The sequence below is a fragment of the Pseudarthrobacter arbutini genome (assembly GCF_054510915.1).
This window is the reverse complement of sequence record NZ_JBTNDQ010000003.1, coordinates 223,188-242,331: the sequence shown is the minus strand read 5'-3', so window position 1 is coordinate 242,331 and position 19,144 is coordinate 223,188. Positions and strand designations below refer to the sequence as shown.

20 protein-coding genes are annotated in these 19,144 nt (G+C 67.0%); 6 read left to right on the top strand and 14 right to left on the bottom strand.

Annotated elements, in window-relative coordinates; all coding sequences use genetic code 11:
* The first annotated feature begins 12 nt into the window (after positions 1-12).
* The 5 genes from ACX80V_RS05105 (at position 13) to ACX80V_RS05085 (ending at position 5,422) form a co-directional block, all read left to right on the top strand.
* Complete coding sequence (locus ACX80V_RS05105; protein WP_485842235.1) at positions 13-447, top strand: acyl-CoA thioesterase; 435 nt, start codon at positions 13-15, stop codon at positions 445-447.
* 234 nt (positions 448-681) lie between these two features.
* On the top strand, positions 682-1,746 hold the full coding sequence (locus tag ACX80V_RS05100; protein WP_485842234.1) for an extracellular solute-binding protein: 1,065 nt from the start codon (positions 682-684) through the stop codon (positions 1,744-1,746).
* 65 nt (positions 1,747-1,811) lie between these two features.
* The gene (locus tag ACX80V_RS05095; protein WP_485842233.1) at positions 1,812-2,879 is read left to right on the top strand and encodes an ABC transporter ATP-binding protein; all 1,068 of its coding nucleotides are present in this window, start codon (positions 1,812-1,814) and stop codon (positions 2,877-2,879) included.
* Complete coding sequence (locus tag ACX80V_RS05090) at positions 2,876-4,681, top strand: ABC transporter permease (RefSeq protein WP_485842232.1); 1,806 nt, start codon at positions 2,876-2,878, stop codon at positions 4,679-4,681. The genes ACX80V_RS05095 and ACX80V_RS05090 overlap by 4 nt, the downstream gene beginning before the upstream one ends.
* Positions 4,682-4,795: 114 nt before the next feature.
* Positions 4,796-5,422 carry a thymidine kinase gene (locus ACX80V_RS05085; RefSeq protein WP_058930715.1) on the top strand — a complete coding sequence of 209 codons (627 nt, stop codon included), beginning with the start codon at positions 4,796-4,798 and terminating at the stop codon, positions 5,420-5,422.
* Here the strand turns inward: ACX80V_RS05085 and ACX80V_RS05080 are convergent.
* Positions 5,386-6,486 carry an FUSC family protein gene (locus ACX80V_RS05080; RefSeq protein ID WP_485842231.1) on the bottom strand — a complete coding sequence of 367 codons (1,101 nt, stop codon included), beginning with the start codon at positions 6,484-6,486 and terminating at the stop codon, positions 5,386-5,388. The genes ACX80V_RS05085 and ACX80V_RS05080 overlap by 37 nt on opposite strands.
* Positions 6,487-6,634: 148 nt before the next feature.
* On the opposite strand from ACX80V_RS05080, the gene ACX80V_RS05075 reads away from it, so the two are divergent.
* A complete protein-coding gene (locus ACX80V_RS05075) occupies positions 6,635-7,480 on the top strand; it encodes an ACT domain-containing protein (protein ID WP_485842230.1) in 846 nt (281 codons plus the stop codon).
* Positions 7,481-7,526: 46 nt separating this feature from the next.
* Here the strand turns inward: ACX80V_RS05075 and ACX80V_RS05070 are convergent, their stop codons facing one another.
* The 13 genes from ACX80V_RS05070 to pcaH all read right to left on the bottom strand — a co-directional run bounded on the left by ACX80V_RS05070 (position 7,527) and on the right by pcaH (position 19,132).
* Positions 7,527-8,444, bottom strand: coding sequence for a diacylglycerol/lipid kinase family protein (locus ACX80V_RS05070; RefSeq protein WP_485842229.1), 918 nt, complete (start codon positions 8,442-8,444; stop codon positions 7,527-7,529).
* A gap of 49 nt (positions 8,445-8,493) precedes the next feature.
* Complete coding sequence (locus tag ACX80V_RS05065; protein ID WP_485842228.1) at positions 8,494-9,867, bottom strand: NAD(P)(+) transhydrogenase (Re/Si-specific) subunit beta; 1,374 nt, start codon at positions 9,865-9,867, stop codon at positions 8,494-8,496.
* Positions 9,864-10,199, bottom strand: a complete 336-nt coding sequence (locus ACX80V_RS05060) for an NAD(P) transhydrogenase subunit alpha part 2 (RefSeq protein ID WP_485842227.1) — start codon at positions 10,197-10,199, stop codon at positions 9,864-9,866. Before ACX80V_RS05060 ends, ACX80V_RS05065 begins: the two co-directional genes overlap by 4 nt.
* Positions 10,199-11,452: a Re/Si-specific NAD(P)(+) transhydrogenase subunit alpha gene (locus tag ACX80V_RS05055; RefSeq protein WP_485842226.1), complete on the bottom strand. Its 1,254-nt coding sequence runs from the start codon at positions 11,450-11,452 to the stop codon at positions 10,199-10,201. Before ACX80V_RS05055 ends, ACX80V_RS05060 begins: the two co-directional genes overlap by 1 nt.
* Positions 11,453-11,592: 140 nt before the next feature.
* Complete coding sequence (locus tag ACX80V_RS05050; protein ID WP_485842225.1) at positions 11,593-12,405, bottom strand: IclR family transcriptional regulator domain-containing protein; 813 nt, start codon at positions 12,403-12,405, stop codon at positions 11,593-11,595.
* A 105-nt stretch (positions 12,406-12,510) separates the two neighbouring features.
* A complete protein-coding gene (locus ACX80V_RS05045) occupies positions 12,511-13,203 on the bottom strand; it encodes a 3-oxoacid CoA-transferase subunit B (RefSeq protein ID WP_485842224.1) in 693 nt (230 codons plus the stop codon).
* Positions 13,204-13,205: 2 nt separating this feature from the next.
* Positions 13,206-13,865, bottom strand: coding sequence for a 3-oxoacid CoA-transferase subunit A (locus ACX80V_RS05040; RefSeq protein ID WP_485842223.1), 660 nt, complete (start codon positions 13,863-13,865; stop codon positions 13,206-13,208).
* A gap of 3 nt (positions 13,866-13,868) precedes the next feature.
* Positions 13,869-15,065: a thiolase family protein gene (locus tag ACX80V_RS05035; protein WP_485842222.1), complete on the bottom strand. Its 1,197-nt coding sequence runs from the start codon at positions 15,063-15,065 to the stop codon at positions 13,869-13,871.
* Positions 15,062-15,487, bottom strand: a complete 426-nt coding sequence (pcaC, locus tag ACX80V_RS05030; protein WP_485842326.1) for a 4-carboxymuconolactone decarboxylase — start codon at positions 15,485-15,487, stop codon at positions 15,062-15,064. The genes ACX80V_RS05035 and pcaC overlap by 4 nt, the downstream gene beginning before the upstream one ends.
* Positions 15,488-15,498: 11 nt before the next feature.
* A complete protein-coding gene (locus tag ACX80V_RS05025; RefSeq protein ID WP_485842221.1) occupies positions 15,499-16,317 on the bottom strand; it encodes an alpha/beta fold hydrolase in 819 nt (272 codons plus the stop codon).
* The gene (locus ACX80V_RS05020; protein ID WP_485842325.1) at positions 16,310-17,770 is read right to left on the bottom strand and encodes a lyase family protein; all 1,461 of its coding nucleotides are present in this window, start codon (positions 17,768-17,770) and stop codon (positions 16,310-16,312) included. The genes ACX80V_RS05025 and ACX80V_RS05020 overlap by 8 nt, the downstream gene beginning before the upstream one ends.
* Positions 17,771-17,784: 14 nt before the next feature.
* On the bottom strand, positions 17,785-18,348 hold the full coding sequence (gene pcaG / locus ACX80V_RS05015) for a protocatechuate 3,4-dioxygenase subunit alpha (protein ID WP_485842220.1): 564 nt from the start codon (positions 18,346-18,348) through the stop codon (positions 17,785-17,787).
* 1 nt (position 18,349) lies between these two features.
* Positions 18,350-19,132, bottom strand: coding sequence for a protocatechuate 3,4-dioxygenase subunit beta (pcaH, locus tag ACX80V_RS05010; RefSeq protein ID WP_058930701.1), 783 nt, complete (start codon positions 19,130-19,132; stop codon positions 18,350-18,352).
* Positions 19,133-19,144 lie beyond the last annotated feature (12 nt).

The window sequence follows — 19,144 nt, the reverse complement described above, 5'->3', positions numbered from 1 at the left end:
TAACCTCGCCATATGGAATCCACCGACATCACCTTCCGCACCCGCAAATGGATCCGGCCGGAGGACCTGAACGCCAACGGGACCCTATTCGGCGGAAGCCTGCTGAAATGGATCGACGAGGAAGCCGCAATCTACGCCATCCTCCAGCTTGGCAACGGCCGTGCGGTCACGAAGTACATCTCGGAGATCAACTTCGTGAGCTCCGCAGTGCAGGGAGACCTGGTGGAAATGGGCCTGACGGCGACGCGCTTCGGACGGACGTCCTTGACTATGCGCGCCGAAGTCCGCAACATGATCACGCGCCAAAGCATCCTCACCATCGAAAAGATCGTCTTTGTGAACCTCAGCCCGGCCGGCAAGCCCGAGCCCCACGGCTACACCGAAATCACCTATGAGCGGGACCGGATTCCCACGCATCACCTGACGGAAACCCTCATTCAGGACTGACGACGGCGGGACGTGTCCCCGTGGCCCGGCCCGCCTTCCATGCAACGTTCACCGCGCGTTTACGCACTGTGCCCTGAGTGTTCCGGCGATGGGACCAGACTCGACAGCCTGGCTGTTTATCGAATCGATAGATTCAATAGCCCGCAACCGTCGAGTCCAGCTATAGGCTTGCCGGACCATGCTCCGAGTCAAGTCCAGAAACGAGTCCTGATCGTGCGTAAATTCCAGACTTTGATGGCAGCCGCCGTCGCCGCCAGCCTGTTGGCCGGCTGCGGCGCCGGCACCGCAACCCCGGCGGCGTCCGAGGCTCCCTCCTCCACGTCAACCGTTCCTTCCGGCGAAACCCTGGTGGTCTACACGAACTCCAATGGTGAAGGTCGCGGCGATTGGTTGACCGCAGAGGCCACCAAAGCCGGCTTCAAGATCGAAGTAGTGGGAGCCGGCGGCGCGGACGCTACGAACAAGCTCATCGCGGAAAAGAACAACCCCATTGCTGATGTGGCCTTCGGACTGAACAACATGTACTTCGCCCAGATCAAGGCAGCCGATGCCATCGAGGCCTTCGAGCCGGCGTGGGCCGGCGAAGTGGACACCGCCGTGGGAGACGCCGGAGACGGCAAGGCGTACTGGCCGCTCGTGAAGCAGGCCATCCTCCTCGGCTACAACTCGGACAAGTTCAGCGCCGATGCCGCGCCCAAGGACTGGACGGACCTCTGGACCAAGGACGAGTTCAAGTCCCGCTACGAGCGGGTCACCGGGCTCGGAACCGCAACAGCGCAACTGGTGTTCGCCGGAATCCTCTCCCGCTACAAAGACGATTCCGGGGACCTTGGCATCTCCGACGAGGGCTGGAAGCAGGTGGAGCAGTACTTCCAGAACGGCAGCCCGGCTGTTGCCAAGACCGACCTTTTCGCACGGATAGCTTCGGGCGAAGTGGACATGGGCCAGATGCCGTCCTCGATCATTGCCGAGCGTGAAAAGTCGTTCAAGGTCAACGCCGAAACGGTGGTTCCCTCCGTCGGTGTTCCGCTCGCTGTTGAGCAGATTGCCTTGGTGAAGGGAACAGACAAGAAGGCAGAGGCACTGAAGTTCATCGACTGGTTCGGCAGCGCGGACGTACAGGCTGCCTTCGCCAAGCAGTTCAACTCGATGCCGGTCAACAAGGTCGCGGCAGAGCAGGCCAACCCTGACGTGCTGGAGTTCTTCTCGAGCGTGAAGCAGCAGGACATCGACTGGGAATTCGTCCAGGAGAACATGGGCTCGTGGGTGGAGAAAATCGAACTGGAGTACATGCAGTAGGCCTCACCTACCGCCTCGTCCCCGCACCGCAGCCGGGCCAGCCGGCTTCCCCCAGATAGGTACCCATGATCCGCCTAGACAACATCGAAGTTACCTTCGGCGATTTCGTAGCCATCCCGAACCTTGACCTGCACGTTAAACCTGGCGAGTTCTTCACCCTGCTTGGCCCTTCAGGGTGCGGTAAGACGACGGCGTTGCGCACGTTGGCGGGGTTCATCGAACCTTCTGCGGGCACGGTCCATGTGGACGGGAAGAACGTCACCAGGCTTCCGAGCGACAAGCGCCAAGTGGGCATGGTGTTCCAGAACTATGCCCTGTTCCCCAGCATGAACGTGTGGGAAAACATCGCGTTCGGCCTCCGGGTCCGAAAGGAGAAATCAGCCGAAAGCGACCGTCTTGTGCGTGACATCGCGCACCGCGTGGAGCTCAGCGATGAACAGCTGCACAAGAACGTGGCCGAGCTTTCGGGCGGCCAGCAGCAACGCGTGGCAGTTGCCCGCGCCCTGGTGCTCAAGCCCAAGATCCTGCTCCTGGACGAGCCGCTGTCCAATCTGGACGCGAAGCTCAGGCACCAGTTGCGCCAGCAGCTCAAGGACCTGCAGAGCGAGTTCGGGATCACCACGGTCTACGTGACACACGACCAGGATGAGGCCCTGGCCATGAGCGACCGGGTGGCCGTCTTCAACAAGGGCGTGGTGGAGCAGGTGGGCACACCCCAGAGCATCTACGACCAGGCAGCCACGGAATTTGTCTGCAACTTCATCGGCGACAGTTCCGCCCTCACTCCCGAGTTCATCGCTAAGCTCAACAGGCTCTCCGGCGCGGGCCTCAGCCCCACCGCCAACTCCTACCTTCGTGTGGAAAAGGCGTCCCTGACGCAGCCCGCCGACGGAGGCACCGCCGTCGGGCTTTCCGGGCAGGTAATCTCGCGCACGTATCACGGGCTCCACAGCCGCTACATTGTGCGGAGCCACGGCGCGGACCTCCGCCTGCTGGTTAAGGAAGACGGCGCCGCCCACCCGGAGGCAGGAGCGGAAACCACTGTGTACGTCCAGCCGGGGCACGTGCTGCAGTACCAACCGGACAGCGGCAAGGCACTCGACAGACTGGACCAGGCAGTGTCCCTGCCATGAGCGCGGCGTCACTCAAGGGCATGGTCCGCTCCCCGTTCATCCTGATCGTGGGCGTGATCCTGACCTGGTTCATTGCGGCGTTCCTGGTGTGGCCCAACCTCAACGTCCTGATTGCCACGTTCTTTCCGGACGGCAGCTTCTCCGGCCGCGCCGCCGAAAAGCTGTTCTCCTCGCAGCGGGCCATGAAGTCCCTGGGCAACAGCTTCCTGCTGGCCGTTGCACTGTCTGTCACAGTCAATGTCGTGGGGATTTTCATTGTGCTGGTCACGCAATACTTCAGGATCCGCGGATCACGAATCCTGTTCCTGGGCTACGCGTCCACGTTCATCTACGGCGGGATCGTGCTGGCGGCAGGCTACAAGTTCATCTACGGGGACAAGGGCATCGTCACGTCCCTGCTGCTGCAAGTGTTTCCCACCATGGATCCGGCGTGGTTCTCCGGCTTCTTTGCAGTCCTGGTGGTCATGACCTTCGCCACCACCACCAACCACATGCTGTTTGTGGCCAACGCGCTTAAGGGTGTGGATTTCCAGACCATCGAGGCCGCCAAGAACCTCGGCGCGTCCGACTGGACCATTCTGCGCCGTGTTGTCCTTCCGATGCTCAAGCCCACGCTGTTCGCCGTCACCATTCTGTCCTTCCTCACCGGCCTGGGTGCCCTCAGCGCCCCCCAGGTGCTCGGAGGCAGGGATTTCCAGACCATCACTCCCATGATCCTGACCTTCACCAACAGCCCCACATCGCGGGACCTGGCAGCCCTGCTGGCCGTCATCCTGGGTGTGGCCACCATCCTGATGCTGGCCGTGATGACCCGGATGGAGAAGGGCGGCACCTACTTTTCGGTGTCCAAGGTTTCGTCCGCCCTGCAGAAACAGCAGATCACCAACCCGTTGGCCAACGCCGTCGTCCACACCGTCGCCTACCTGCTGTTCGCCGTGTACACCTTGCCGGTACTGCTGATTGTGCTCTATTCCTTCGCCGATGGCGCCGCCATCCAAACCGGGCAGCTCTCGCTGGGCAGCCTGACACTGGACAACTACATCCGCGTCCTGACCCAGGAATCCGGCCTGCGGCCGTTCATCGTCAGCGTCATCTACAGCGCCCTCGCCGCCATCATCGCGGTGGGTGGACTGCTGTTTGTGGCCCGGCTGCTGCAAAAGTACAAGAACTGGGCCACCACGGTTTTCGAGTACTTGCTCCACATCCCTTGGATCCTGCCGTCGGCGCTCCTCGCACTGGGCCTGATCATCAGCTACGACCACCCGAATCCGTTGGTGGGCGGGGCGGTGCTCACGGGCACCACTGTGATCCTGCTGATCGCGTTCGTGACCGTCAAGATCCCGTTCACGCTCCGCATGCTTAAGGCCTCATTCGCCTCGGTGAACTCGTCACTGGAGGAAGCGGCGGCCATTATGGGCGCCAAGACCCTCTACGTGTTCCGCCGCATCCTGCTGCCCCTGGTGCTCCCCGCCGCCGCAGCGATCGCAGCCCTGAACTTCAACAGCCTGCTGGATGACTACGACACCGCGATCTTCCTGGCTCACCCGCTGGTCCAGCCGCTGGGCCTGGTCATCAAGGCCAACACCGATGGCGCTGAAGGCGTGGCCGGCGTGGCCAATACGTTCGTGTACACAGTGCTGCTGATGGTCATCACCGGCTTGACGATGTACTTGGTCTACGGCCGGACCAGCAGACGCCGCACCACGCAGAAGCACCGCGGGATCCCGGGGACGGCCCCGGTTCCGGGTTCGTCGTCGGTGGACGTTTCTGGCGACAAGGAGCCAGCCGCACCCATGCGCTGACCGGCTGGCGGAACATGCCCGACGACGGCGGGCAAGGTCCGCAGGACGGGCTGCAGCCGTGTCCCTGGGGCGTACGGCATAAGATCGATAGCCGGACCCATTGAAAGGACCCCCTTGGCCAAGCTCTACTTCCGCTACGGCGCCATGAACTCGGGAAAGTCCACCGGGCTCTTGCAGGCCGCCTTCAACTACGAGGAGCGGGGCCAGCGTGTCCTGCTCGCCAAGCCCGATGTGGATACCAAAGGCGATACCGACATTGTGTCCCGGCTGGGCATGACCCGGTCCGTGGACTTCCTGATCTCCGCCACCACGCCTGTGCGTGCGGTCTTCGCCGCCCATGCTGCCGGCGATGACCCCGATGCTTTGCTTGAGCACGTGGACCAGAAGCCGGTGGCCTGCCTGCTGGTGGACGAGGCCCAGTTCCTCACCCCGGACCAGGTGGATGACCTGTTCCGCGTCGCCGTCCTGGACAACGTGCCGGTACTTGCCTACGGCATCAGGACAGACTTCCTAACCCGCGCCTTCCCGGGATCACGCCGGCTTATGGAGGTCGCCCACACGTTGGAGGAGCTCAAGACCATTTGCCGGTGCGGGCGCAAGGCCATCTTCAACACCCGTCGCGTTGGCAACGAGGTGGTGTTCGACGGCGACCAGGTGGCCATTGACGGCCAGGACGTCTGGTACGAGTCCTTGTGTGGCTCCTGCTATCTCGAGGAGTCCGGCGGCCGCCTGGGCTCCTGAGTTTGCCCCCGCGGCACCCGCCGCACCCGCCGCCAAAGGACAGGCGCCAGCACCACCACAATGCCGACGGCGGCGCCGATCACCGTCTCAACGATCCGGTCGCGCAGCAGGCTGGTTGGCGAGGCCGGCGCCACCAGCAGCGTGGAGATCAGGGCCAGCGGCGTCACGAAGACCTGCGCCAGCAAGTACTGGCGGGCAATGAACAACTCCGCGCCGAACTGGCACAGGGCCATAACCAGCACGGTCTGCCACGGTTCCAGGCCCAGCAGCAGGATCCCGGCCAGCACCACGAGCCCAAGGATCGTGCCGATAATCCTCTGCACGCCGCGGCGGACCCGGTGCACCGTGGTGTGCCCCACCAGCGGCACCACCGCAGCCACCATTGCCCAGTAGTTGTGGCCAAAACCCAGCCTTTGGCCGGCCAGGGTGGCCAACCAACCGGCCAGCCCGGCTGCCACGAAATAGCCCAGGCCCTCCAGCCAGGCCGTCCGCCGCTCATCCGGAGTGCGGCGGAGCGGACGCGGCCAGACCCAAGGGGTGCGGTGGCTGGGAAGCACCCGCGACGAGAAGCCGATCAGCAGGCAGAGCGCGGTGGTGAGGCCGGCCACCAGCATGCCTTCCCACAGCGGCGGCTGGTTGGGGATCGAGGCAATGGCCGCGAAAGCGAAGATGTGGAACAGTGACCCGGCAGGCCGCAGCCGAAGCCAGGAGATGGCGACGGAACAGCCGCCGGCCACCACGGTAGTTGCCAGGACCAGGAGCCACGTGGTGCTGGCCCCGTCCAGTCCCCAGGCCCCGCCGGCGCGGGCCGCGAGCGAGGCCAGGAGAATGACCAACAGCATCAGCAGGCCGGCGCGGAGCTGAAGGGAGAAGCGCGAACCGTGGGGCTCGCCGCGGCCGTAGATCCCGGTGAATGCGCCGAACGAGGCGAAGATCGCGAGGTCCAGCCGGCCCAGCAGCACCAGCGTCAGAAGCGGGACGAACACTCCGACCGCACAGCGGAGGGCCGGGTGGTGGTCCTTGTTGGCGGGAGCGATGCTGAACATCTCAGCGAGGATCTTCACGTGCTGATGGCGCCTTCCTGCAGTACAACCGGTACATCACTGGCGGGCGGCCGCGCTGACGTCCCCATCGATCCTACGCCGCCGCCTGTTCCCACAATCGGAACGGCAGGGCAACGCCGCCGAAACACCCCGCTGTGATCCTTGAGGCATGAAGCCCACTGCAACGAACCCTGCCGCGGCTGATTTGAGCTGTGAAGTCTGCGGCCTGATGCCGGAACCCACCAAGACCCGCCTGACCTTGGCCAACGTGGCCGTTATGCTCCCGATCGAACTGCTGGTCCACGCCCTCGTGGTGGGAACGCACCTGCCGTATCTTGCCAAGGTGCTGGTCCTCACGCTCACGGCCACCGTGCTGGTGATCTGGGTGGCGGAGCCCTCCGCCGCCCGGATGCTCCGCGGCTGGCTGCACGCGCCGGCGCTCCGGCACCACAGGAAGCTGGGCAGCGCACCGGCGTTGTGGCGGGCGCGCACGGTGCTCCAGGACCACCCGGGTTCGCTGCAGAAAATCACCCGGGCGCTGGCCCGACTGGACACCAACATCCTCAGCATCCACGTCCACCCCGTTGCCGGCGGTGTGCTGGACGAGTTTGTGCTCTCGGCGCCGGGGAACCTCAGTGAACGGCACCTGCTGGAGGCACTGCACGACGGCGGCGGCTCAAGTTCGCGGGTCTGGCCCACCACCGCGCTGGCCATGGCGGACGGCCAGACGAAGGCGCTGAGCCTGGCGGCGCGGATCGCCGACGCCCCGGACGAACTGCCGTTGGCAGTAGCCGAACTGCTTGGCGCCCGCATTCTCACCCCCGCAGAAGCCACCCTGGAAGCGGACGACGCCGGCACCCGACTGAAGATCCCCACCGCCTGGGACGGCCCCATCACCTTCGCCCGTCCCGGCGAACCGTTCACACCCGCCGAGTCAGCCCGCGCGCACCGGCTGGCCGAGCTCGCCGAAATCCTGTCCCACCACCGCCCTGCGTCCCAAGTGACTGGCATTTAACGTCGTCATTCCCGCGTTTGACGACGTTAAATGCGAGTCAGTTGGGTTACATCCGGATGGTCAGCGCGCCGGGCTCAATGGTCATCAGGACGTGCTTGCCGTCGCCCTCGTGGTCGCCGTCGAGCTGGTAGTCGTCGTTGTGTTCGAGGGTGATCTCCACGGACTTGCCCTGGTAGTACTCCACGGATGTGTCCTTGCCCTTCCCCTTGCCGATCATGCCGGCTACCACGGAGAACCACCCGAATTTCCCCCTCGGTGCCAGCACGGCCACGTCCAGCAGGCCGTCATCCATCTTGGCGTCCGGGAAGATCTCCAGTCCGCCCTGGACCTTGCCGCAGTTGCCCACCATCACGCTGCGGACCCCGCGGTGCACTACTGTTTTGCCGTCGAGGACGATGGTTGCCTTCACCGGTTTGCCGGGCAGGTTCCGGATGCCGGCGTCCACGTAGGCCAGCCAGCCCACCTTGTCCTTGAGGTCCTCGTTGGTGTCGGCCATGATGGTGGCGTCGTAGCCCACTCCGGCCATGACCAGGAAGACCTGCTCCTTGTCCGGATCATTGCGGGCGGCCCGGACCACGTCGATCTTCCGCTCCGTGCCCGCCAGGGCCCCGGCCATGGCGCCGTCAAAGTCCGTGACGTCCATGCCCAGATTCCGGGCCAGGAGGTTTCCCGTGCCGAACGGAAGCAACCCCATGGGCACGTCCCCGCCGGAAAGGACCTCGGCCACACACCGCACGGTGCCGTCGCCGCCGGCGGCAATAACAACGTCGGCCCCTTGCTTGAGTGCCTCCTTCGCCTGGCCGACGCCGGGGTCCTCCTTGGTGGTCTCCAGCCAGATGGGATCTCCCCAGCCGTTCTCCGAGCAGTGCTTGGCCGCCAGGGCACGCACGTCGATGTCCACCGGCTTGGCAGGATTGATGATGATGGCCGGGCGCTTGAGGGCAGTGGGGCTGTTGGCTGTCATGGTTTCCTTCGCTGACATGGGAATTGGGCCTTGGGGACAGCGTACTTCGCTAGAGCGCCTTCACCGCGCCCAGCACCTTGGCCAGGGAATCCTTGGCGTCGCCAAAGAGCAGCGAGGTCTGCGGCTCGTACAGGAGCTCGTTCTCGATGCCTGCGAATCCTGGCCGCATGGAGCGCTTCAGGAAGATCACCTGGCGGGCGTCGGCCACTTCCAGGATGGGCATGCCGTAGATCGGCGAGCCGGAGGACGTCTTCGCGGCCGGGTTCACGACGTCGTTGGCGCCCACCACCAAAGCGACGTCGGCCATCCGGAACTCGGAGTTGATCTCGCCCATCTCCTTAAGCGATTCGTACGGCACATTGGCTTCGGCCAGGAGCACGTTCATGTGCCCGGGCATGCGGCCCGCCACGGGATGGATGGCGAAGTCCACCTCGATGCCGCGGGCTTCGAGGGCCAGGGCCAGCTCGGCCGCGGTGTGCTGGCCCTGCGCCACAGCCAGGCCGTAGCCGGGCACGATGATCACCCGCTGCGCATAGCCCAGGAGCACGGCCACGTCCTCCGCGCTGGAGGACCTGACGGGACGTTCGCTCACGGCGGTGGATCCCGCCGTCGAACCTCCCTTGAAGGCGCCGAACAGGATGCCGGCCACGCTGCGGCCCATCGCGGCGGCCATGGCCCGTGTGAGGATGGTACCGGAGGCGCCCACCAGCGTGCCGGCCACCACCAGCAGCACGTTGCCCAGCACCACGCCCGACGCCGCCACGGCCAGGCCTGTGAACGCGTTCAGGAGCGAGATGACGATGGGCACGTCCGCGCCGCCCACCGGCAGCACCAGCAGGACGCCGGCGGCTAAACCCAGCACCATCAGCAGCACCGCGAGCGCCAGGGAACCGGTCAGGACGACGGCGATGGCGGTGCCCACCGCGGCCAGCAGCACCGCGGCCATCACCACGGGAAGGCCCGGAAAAACGATGGGCCGGGTGGTCATAAGCTCCTGGAGTTTGGCGAAGGTGACCCCGGAGCCCGCGAAGGACACGGCCCCCACCAGGAGGGTGAACACGATGGCGACGCGGACCCAGGGGTCGGCGGTGTGGCTGAGTTCCAGCAGCGCCACCAGGGCTGCGGCGCCGCCGCCCACGCCGTTGAACAGTGCCACGAGCTGCGGCATCTGGGTCATCTGCACGCGCCGGGCCACCGGTGCGGCCACGGCGGACCCCACCGCGATGGCACCGATGATCCAGGGGATGTTGTCCAGCCGGGCGGATAGGAAGACCGTGACGACGGCGAGGAGCGCACCGAAGGCACCGATCAGGTTGCCGCGGCGGGCAGTCCGGGGCGAGCTGAGGCCGCGAAGGGCAAGAATGAAGAACACCGCGGCGGCGAGGTAAAGGAGCGAGGTCCAGACCGGGTCGAGGAGGGTCACTTTGCGTCCTCCCTGCCGGTGGCGTCCTTAGCCGAGGCTCCCTGGCGGACCACGTCTTTCCGGGCACGGAACATATGCAGCATCCGGTCCGTCACCACAAAGCCGCCCACCAGGTTGGCGGTGGCCAGCACCACGGCGAGCAGCGCCACGGCCAGGATCCCCGGGTCCGCGGCCTGGCCGGCCACGATGATGGCGCCCACCAGGATGATGCCGTGGATGGCGTTGGCGCCGGACATCAGCGGCGTGTGCAGGGTGCTGGAGACCTTGGAAACCACTTCGAAGCCCACAAACACCGCCAGCACGGTGACCGTCAGCAGGCTCATGCCGTCCATCAGATTCCCCCCTCGTTCTGGACCCTGTCGTGCTGGAGCCCCTCGATCCGGATCCCGTCGTTCCGGACCTGATCGTCCTGGACCCGGGGCGGATGGTTGGGCAGGGCGGGGACAAGTGCCGCCAGGGCCTCGGCCGTGGGCAGGTGCCGCACCGCGCCGTCGTGCGTGAGGCACGCGCAGGCGATCACGTCGTCGTCGAAATCGGGGGCAACGGTGCCGTCCCGGACCATCAGGGCGAGCAGGTTGGCCACGTTCTTGGCATACAGGCGGGACGCGTCCTGCGCCATCGCGGACGGTGCGTCCTTCAGCCCCACCAGCGTGACGTGGCCCTGCCCGTCGGCGGTCGGAACCAGGATGTCCTCGCCGGGAACAGCGCCCTCGACGTTACCGCCGGACTCCGCAGCGAGGTCGACGACGACGGAGCCGGGGCGCATGCCCTGCACCATTTGGCGGCTCACGAGGAGCGGTGCGCGCCTGCCCGGGACGGCCGCCGTCGTAATCAGCACATCCGCCACGGCGACGTGCGGGGCGAGGAGTTCACGCTGGAGCGCGCCGCGGTCGGCGCTGAGTTCACGGGCGTAGCCGCCGGAAGCCTCCGCCGTTTCCAGATCCAGTTTGATGAACGTGCCGCCCATCGACGCGACCTCGTCAGCGGAGGCGGGCCGGATGTCGTTGGCAGAGACGCGGGCGCCGAGCCGTTTCGCCGTGCCGATGGCCTGCAGGCCGGCAACCCCGGCGCCGAGCACCAGCACGCGGGCAGGCGGGACGGTGCCGGCGGCGGTCATGTACAGCGGGAAAAAGCGCGGCAGCCGGATGGCGGCTTCGAGCACGCAGCGGTAGCCGGCCACCAGGGCCTGGGAGCTGAGCGCATCCATGGACTGGGCGCGCGAGATGCGCGGCACCAGTTCCAGGGCGAAGGCGGTGACGCCGGCCTCCACGAGCGCCTGCACGGTGGCGAGTTCGGACGACGGCGAGGCCAGGCCAACGGTGACGGCGCCCCTCTTCAGGGCTGCCGCCGTCGGGGGTTCCAGCGGGCGGACGTGGACCAGGACGTTCAGTTCGCCGGGATCCAGGTCCTGGACGATGCGGGCGCCGGCGTCGGCGTAATCGTGGTCTGAGTGGCCGGCGGCGGCCCCTGCACCTGCCTCGATCAGGACGTCCAGGCCAAGCCCCGCCAGCTGCTTGACCGTTTCCGGCGTGGCGGCCACACGCCGCTCACCCTCATGACGTTCCCGCGGTATGCCCAGTTTCAAACCGCCAACTCCCTTACGGACGTAGTTGGCTCGAGTCTATGACCCCTTGCGCGAACTGGCAGCTAATTCCCTCAGATTCGCGTTTTGGGGGCATTTGCTGCCTGTTCGCGCGGCTGCCTGCCGCGGCCAGCACCGGGCGTTTAGCGCCGTGCGGTCAGGTCCGCCGAGACGAGCTTCGCGGTAGCCACGATTTCGCGGGCCACGGCGGCCAGATACGCTTCCGGGTCCGGCTGGGCCGCCACCGATTGGGCCTGGAGGGACACGTTCACCGCGGCCACCACTTTGGTTGGCCCGTCGTACACGGGAGCGGCAACGGACATCAGCCCGATCTCAAGCTCCTGGTCCAGCAGGCACCAGCCCTGGGCGCGGACGGTGTCCAGCACCGCCAGCAGCTCGGGAACAGTGCCCAGCCCGCGCGGCGTCAGCGGTTTGATGTCCGCCGCCGCCAGGTAATCCTTGAGCCCGGCGGGCGGCAGGGCCGCGAGCAGCACCCTGCCCATGGACGTGGCGTAGGCCGGGAAGCGCGTGCCCACAGTGATGCCGACGTTCATGATGCGGCGCGTGGTCACCCTTGCGATGTAGGCGATGTCCGTACCGTCCAGCACCGCCGCCGACGTGGACTCGCCCAGCTTGAGGGACAGTTCCTCCAGGTGGGGCTGGGCCAGCTGCGGCAGGGACAGACCGCTGAGGTAGGCGTAGCCGAGCTGCAGGACCTTGGCCGTCAGCGCAAACGTCTTGCCGTCGGTCCGTACATAGTCCAGCTCCACGAGGGTGTGCAGGAAGCGCCGGGCTGTGGCTCTTGTCAGGTCCGTCCGGGCCGCCACCTCGGTGAGGGTCATGACCGGGTGGTCGGTATCGAAGGCGCGGATCACGGCCAGCCCGCGCGCCAGCGACTGCACGTAGTGGTCACTCGCCTGCGGGGCGGCCCGTGAGTCTGCAGGTGCGTTGGTCATGGTTACCAATCCTATTCGGCGCGAAAGGACAGTTGCGGCCCTGGAAACGCCGGTCCTCGGGGACTTAAGTGTCCGTTCGCGCCGGGGGTTAGGTTACTGACAGGCTCAACCCACGACGGCGGCGGCTGACTTGAGCGGGACGGGCACCAGGTCCTGGAGTTCCTCGAAGGTGCAGCCGAACGTCTCACGGACAGTGACGCCGTCGGGCCCGGTGAGGAAGACGGCCTTGTCCGTGTACACGCGCGTCACGCAGCCGACGCCGGTGAGCGGATACGTGCACGCCTCCACGATCTTCGACGCGCCCTCGCGGGTCAGGAGCGTCATCATCACAAACACGTCCTTGGCGCCGGTGGCGAGGTCCATCGCGCCGCCCACAGCGGGGATGGCGTCAGGGGCGCCGGTGTGCCAGTTGGCGAGGTCACCGGTTGCCGAGACCTGGAACGCGCCGAGCACGCAGATGTCGAGGTGGCCGCCGCGCATGATCGCGAACGAGTCCGCGTGGTGGAAGTAGGACGCCCCCGGCAGCTCCGTGACCGGGATCTTGCCGGCGTTGATGAGGTCGCCGTCGATGTCGTCCCCTTCAGCCGCCGGACCCATGCCCAGCATGCCGTTCTCCGTGTGGAGCGTGATGTTCTGCTCCGGCTTGAGGTAGTTGGAGACCAATGTGGGCTGGCCGATGCCGAGGTTCACGAACGAGCCGGGCGCGATGTCGCGGGCCACGAGTTCGGCGAGCTGGTCGCGGCCCAGGGGCATGTCGGACGTCTGAATACTGGCCTGGCTGTTGGTCTGTGCGCTCATGTTCAGGCCACCTTCACGATGCTGTTGACGTAGATGCCGGGGGTCACGACGTTTTCGGGGTCAAGCCCGCCGGTGGGCACGATCTCGGACACCTGGACCACCGTGTGCTTCGCGGCAGCAGCCATGATGGGGCCGAAGTTCCGCGCGGTCTTGCGGTACACAAGGTTCCCCACGCCGTCGGCCTTCAGGGCCTTGATCAGCGCCACGTCGGCGTGGATGGGGGTTTCAAACACCTGGCCGCGGCCGTCGATGATGCGGGTTTCCTTGCCCTCGGCCAGCATGGTGCCGTAGCCGGTGGGCGTGAAGAACCCGCCGATGCCGGCACCGGCGGCGCGGATCCGCTCGGCCAGGTTGCCCTGCGGCACGAGCTCCAGCTCGATCTCGCCGGCGTGGTATTTGGCGTCGAAGTGCCAGGAATCGGACTGCCGCGGGAAGGAGCAGATCATCTTCTTCACCCGGCCTTCCTTGATCAGCAGCGCGAGGCCCTGGTCGCCCTGTCCGGCGTTGTTGTTCACCACGGTCAGGTCCCTGGCGCCGCAGTCCATCAGCGCGTCGATGAGTTCGAACGGCTGGCCGGCGTTGCCGAACCCGCCGATCATCACGGTGGAGCCGTCCCTGATGCCGGACACGGCCTCGTTTACGGAATCAACAAATGTCAGCATCGCTTATGCCTTTCCTGCAGTTACGTTTTCGAGCACAACGGCGAGGCCCTGGCCGACGCCGATGCAGATCGCGGCGACGCCCCAGCGCTCACCGGAGGCCTGCAGGGACCGGGCAAGGGTGCCCAGGATCCGGGTGCCGGACGCGCCCAGGGGGTGTCCCATGGCGAGCGCGCCGCCGTGGCGGTTCACGATCGAAGGATCGATGCCCCAGGCGTTGATGCACGCCAGGGACTGCGCGGCAAACGCTTCGTTAAGTTCGACGGCGCCCACCTGGTCCCAGCCGATGCCCGCCTTCGCGATGGCCTTGTTCGCCGCTTCCACCGGGGCGTAGCCGAAGAACTGCGGGTCGTTGCCGTGCGCGCCGCGGCCGGCGATGCGGGCCAGCGGGTCCAGCCCGAGCAGCCCGGCGGCAGCTTCGGAGCCGATCCAGGCCGCGGAGGCGCCGTCGGACAGCGGGGACGCGTTCCCGGCGGTGACGGTGCCGTTCTCGGCCCGGAACACGGTCTTCAGCCCGGCGAGTTTCTCGGCCGAGGAACCGGCGCGGATGCCTTCGTCGCGGACCAGGTCGGTGCCCGGCACCGGGGCCACCAGGTTGTCGTAGAAGCCCTCGTCCCAGGCAGCGGCGGAGAGATTGTGCGAGTTCGCGGCGAACTCGTCCTGCTGCTCGCGGGTCACGCCGTACTTCTCGCGGAGCCGCTCGGTGGCCTCACCCAGGGAAATGGTCCACTCCTTCGGCATGGCCGTGTTCACCAGGCGCCAGCCCAGCGTGGTGGAGGCCAGGGTCATGTCCCCGGCCGGGTAGGGCTTCTCCGTCTTGGGCAGGACCCAGGGGGCGCGGGACATCGACTCGGCCCCGCCCACCAGCATGAGGTCGGCGTCGCCGGCGTTGATCTGGCGCGAGGCGATGATGGCAGCATCGAGCGAAGAGCCGCAGAGCCGGTTCACAGTGGTGCCGGGGATCGAGACCGGCAGGCCGGCGAGTAGGGTGCCCATCCGGGCGATGTTCCGGTTCTCCTCGCCGGCGCCGTTGGCGTTGCCGAACACCACCTCATCGATCCGCTCGGGGTCCAGACCAGGGGCACGCTTCACGGATTCCTTGATCACGTGCGCGGCAAGGTCATCCGGGCGGACACCGGCAAGGCCTGAGCCGAACTTGCCAAAAGGCGTGCGAACGGCGTCGTACACAAAAGCCTGATTCATGAGTTGTTGTCCATTTCCTTAAAAACCTGCTGGGCGGTCTTGAAAGCCGTGTTGGCGGACGGAACCCCGCAGTAGATGGCGGTCTGGAGCAGGATTTCCTTGATCTCATCCCTGCTCAGGCCGTTGGTGAGGGCCGCGCGGATGTGCATGGCCAGCTCCTCCCAGTGCCCGTGCGCCACCATCGCGGTGATGGTCACCGCCGAGCGCATCTGCCGTGAGATACCCGGCCGGGTCCAGATGCCACCCCACGCGATCCGCGTGATCATGTCCTGGAAATCCTCGGTGAACCCGTCCTTGGTGGCGTTGGCCCGGTCCACATGCGCGGCGCCCAGCACCTCGCGCCGGACCGCCATGCCGCCGTCGTAAATCTCCTGGCTGGTGGCATCGGGCTGGACGACGCCGTTCCGTTCAGCCCCGTTCAGGGCAGCGCCGCTCACTTGGCTGCCCTGCGCGATTCGCTCCAGGTGATGAGGGTCCGCAGCAGTTCGGCGACGTGGGCGGGGGCCTCGGCGGGGGCCAGGTGCGCCACTCCCTCGAGCGTCACAGCATTCGCCGTGCCGCCGCCGGCGGTAATCCCGTCAACGGTTTCCTGGGCCATCGACGGCGGCGCAACAGTGTCCGCCGCGCCGGCCACCGCCTGGGTGGGGACGCTGATGCTGCCGAGTTCGGCACGGACGTCGAAGCCTGCCAGGGCTTCGCAGCAGAAGGCGTAGCTGAAGCGGTCGGTGTCGCGAAGGGCGTGCAGGAGCCGGCTGCTCCGCTCGGGCTCACGGTCCATAAAGCCCGGCGCGAACCAGCGCTGTGCGGAACCCTGGATCATCACGGGAGTGCCCTGGGTGCGCACGGTTTCGGCGCGTTCCAACCAGGCTTCGGGGGTGCCGATCTTGGCGCCGGTGCACTGGATGGACAGGCTCTTGAGGCGATCGCCGTGCTTGATGCCCAGCTGGAGGCCGGTGGCGCCGCCGAGCGAAACCCCGGCGTAGTGGAAGGCTTCGCCCGGCGCGATCGAGTCCACCAGCTCCACCACTGAATCCGCCAGGGCGGCGACGTCGAACGTCTCCGTGGCGGCGGGTGAGACGCCGTGGCCGGGCAGGTCCCAGGCCACCACATCGTAATCGTTGCCGAGCAGGGTGGCCGTGTCGGACCACAGGACGGAGGACGTACCCAGGGAGGGTCCAACCACCAGCAGGGGACGATCGCCGAAAGCCCGTTCGGGTGAAAGCAGCACTGCCTTCAGGGTCGGTTTAGCCACGGTTGGCTCCGTTCTGGGTAGGTGTTGAAAAGTCGGAGTAGGCGGCCAGGATGCGGCGCGAGATTTCGGCTGCCTGGCCCAGGTAGCTGGCCGGTTCCAGGAGTTCGGCGAGCCGCAGATCGGTGAGCACGCCCGCCGGAACGGCCTCGCGGAGCAGCCGCCGGTAGGTGGCGCCTTGTTCGGCGGTGGGCGTCTGGAGCGTCCGGTCCACCACGGACCGCAGCTGCTCTTTGCCGCTGCGGCCATCCTGTTCGGTCAGCAGCGGGGCCACTGCGGCGCCCACGCCTTCGGCCAGGAGCAGCGGACCGGCAAGGTCCAGATTGCGGCGCATGGCGCCGGGGTAAACGTGCAGGCCCTCGACAAGTTCCCGGAGGTGTCCGGCAGCGCCGAGTGCCAGGCGGAGAAGCTGGCGCAGGGCCGGCCATTCCGTGTGCCAGGCGGCGTCGGGGCGTTCGTCGTTGAAATTGGCTGCGGCCAGGTGCAGCTGGGCCACCAGCTGGGGCGCCTGGAGGGCGGCGCCGCGGATGAGGACCGACAACACCGGGTTCTGCTTCTGCGGCATGGCCGAGGAGACGCCGCGGCCGGCGGCGCGCGGTTCGGCGAGTTCGGCCACCTCGGGCCGGCTCAGGAACAGGACGTCCGTGGCGATTTTGCCGGCTGCGTCCAGCACCGAGGCCAGCGAATTGCCGAGCGCCGTGACGGCCAACCGGTTCGTGTGCCATGGTGCCGGGGCTCCGGCCAGGCCCAGTTGCCGGGCCAGCGAGTCGGCCAGGCCAAAGGGGTTGATGGAGGAGCCTGCGGTCAGCACGGTTCCGGCGGCCAACGTACCGGCCGCCCCGCCGAACTGCACCGGGAACTGCACGGTGCCCAGCTGACGGCCGGCGGCGGCGAGCCCCTGGAACCACTGCGCTGCCCGCAGCCCAAACGTAAAGGGTAGAGAATGCTGGGTCAGGCTCCTGCCCACGCCCAGCGTGTCCGCATGCTGGTCCGACAAGATGGCGAGCGCCGCCGTCGTGCATTTCAGGTCCGCCAGCACCGCCTCAACTGTGTTGCGCGCGAGCAGCATCAGGGCCGTGTCCAGCACGTCCTGGCTGGTCAGCGTGGTGTGGACCGCCTTCAAGGCACCCACACGGCCGGCATCGAGCGCGGTGACATGCTTGCGCAGGTCTGCCAGCAGCGGGATGACGGGGTTGCCGCCGCCCTGGGCCCGGAGCGCGATGTCTGCTGCGTCGAAGCGTCCCGCCTCGGCGGCGGAGGCCACGACGGCGGCGGAACCGGCAGGCGCCAGGCCCGCCTTCTCCAGCACGGCGGCCCAGCCCGCCTCGACAGCGAGGATCGCCGCCAGCACGGCGCGGTCACCGGTCAGCGCCGTCACCAGGGGCGACGCCGAGACAGGACTCAGCAGGCCGACGTCACCGTCGGCCGCGCTTCCGGAGTGGCCGGTACCGTCCATGCCGGCGGCGTCCGTCACTGGAAGTCCAGGAAGACTGTTTCGCCCTCGCCCTGCAGGCGGATGTCCCAGGTGAGTCCGCCGTCGGGATCGCGGCGGGCAATGAGCGTCTTGCGGCGCTCCGGGTCCAGGGAGCTCAGCAGCGGGTCCTTGGCGAGGGCTTCCCCGTTCTCCGGCAGGTATACGCGGGTGAACAGGCGGTTCATCAGGCCGCGGGCAAACACGGCCACGGAGATGAAGGGTGCGGCACCGGATTCGGTGGGGCCGGGGTTCACGGTGGTGAAGGTGTACACGCCGGAGTGGCCCACGGAAGCGCGGCCCCAGCCGGTGAAGGTGTAGCCGTCGCGGACCAGGGAACCGGTCTGCTGCACGATCCTGCCGTCGGCGTCGGGCTGCCAGATCTCCAGGATGGCGTCCGGGATGGTCTCCCCCGCGCCGTCATACACTGTGCCCTGGAGACGGATGGAGCCGGGCGAGCCGGGTGCCAGGAGTTCGTTGTCCTTCCCGAACGGCAGGGCGTAGCCGTAGAACGGGCCGACGGTCTGGCCGGGGGTGGGAACAAGCTTGGTGGTTGTGCTCACGTTATTCCTCGTCTCCTGCTGCGCCGAGCGCCTCGTTTTCGGTCCAGGTCCGCTTGGAGCCGGTCAGCACGATGTCCCAGTTGTAGCCAAGGGCCCATTCGGGCTCGGTCAGGTTGTGGTCGTAGTTGGCCACGAGCCGGTCGCGGGCGTCCTGGTCCACGATGGACTGGTAGATGGGGTCCAGCGGGAAGAGCTGGTCGCCGGGGAAGTACATCTGCGTGACGATCCGCTGGGTGAACTCCGTGCCGAACATGGAGAAGTGGATGTGGGCCGGCCGCCAGGCGTTGACGTGGTTCTTCCACGGGTAGGCGCCGGGCTTGATGGTGGTGAACCGGTACGAGCCGTCGGGGCCGGTGATGCAGCGGCCCACGCCGGTGAAGTTGGGGTCCAGCGGCGCCGGGTGCTGGTCACGCTTGTGGATGTAGCGGCCGGACGCGTTGGCCTGCCAGATCTCCACGAGCTGCCCGGCCACCGGGCGGCCGTCGCCGTCCAGGACCTTACCGGCCACGATGATCCGCTCGCCCTGGGGTTCGCCGTTGTGCTGGATGGTCAGGTCCGCTTCCAGCGCGTGCACGTCCTGGTGGCCGAACGCCGGCGAGTAGAGCTCGATGGTTTCCGGGTCCGCGTGGTGCAGGCTTTTGGTGGGGTGCCGCAGGATGCTGCTGCGGTAGGGCGCGTAGTCCAGCCGGGGCTGCGTTTCGGCCGGGGCGCCGTCCTTGAGCGCCCGCGCGTAGGCATCGCCCAGGGCGTCGATCTCTGCACTGAGATCCTGCTGTGTCTCCACTGCGGCCTCCTT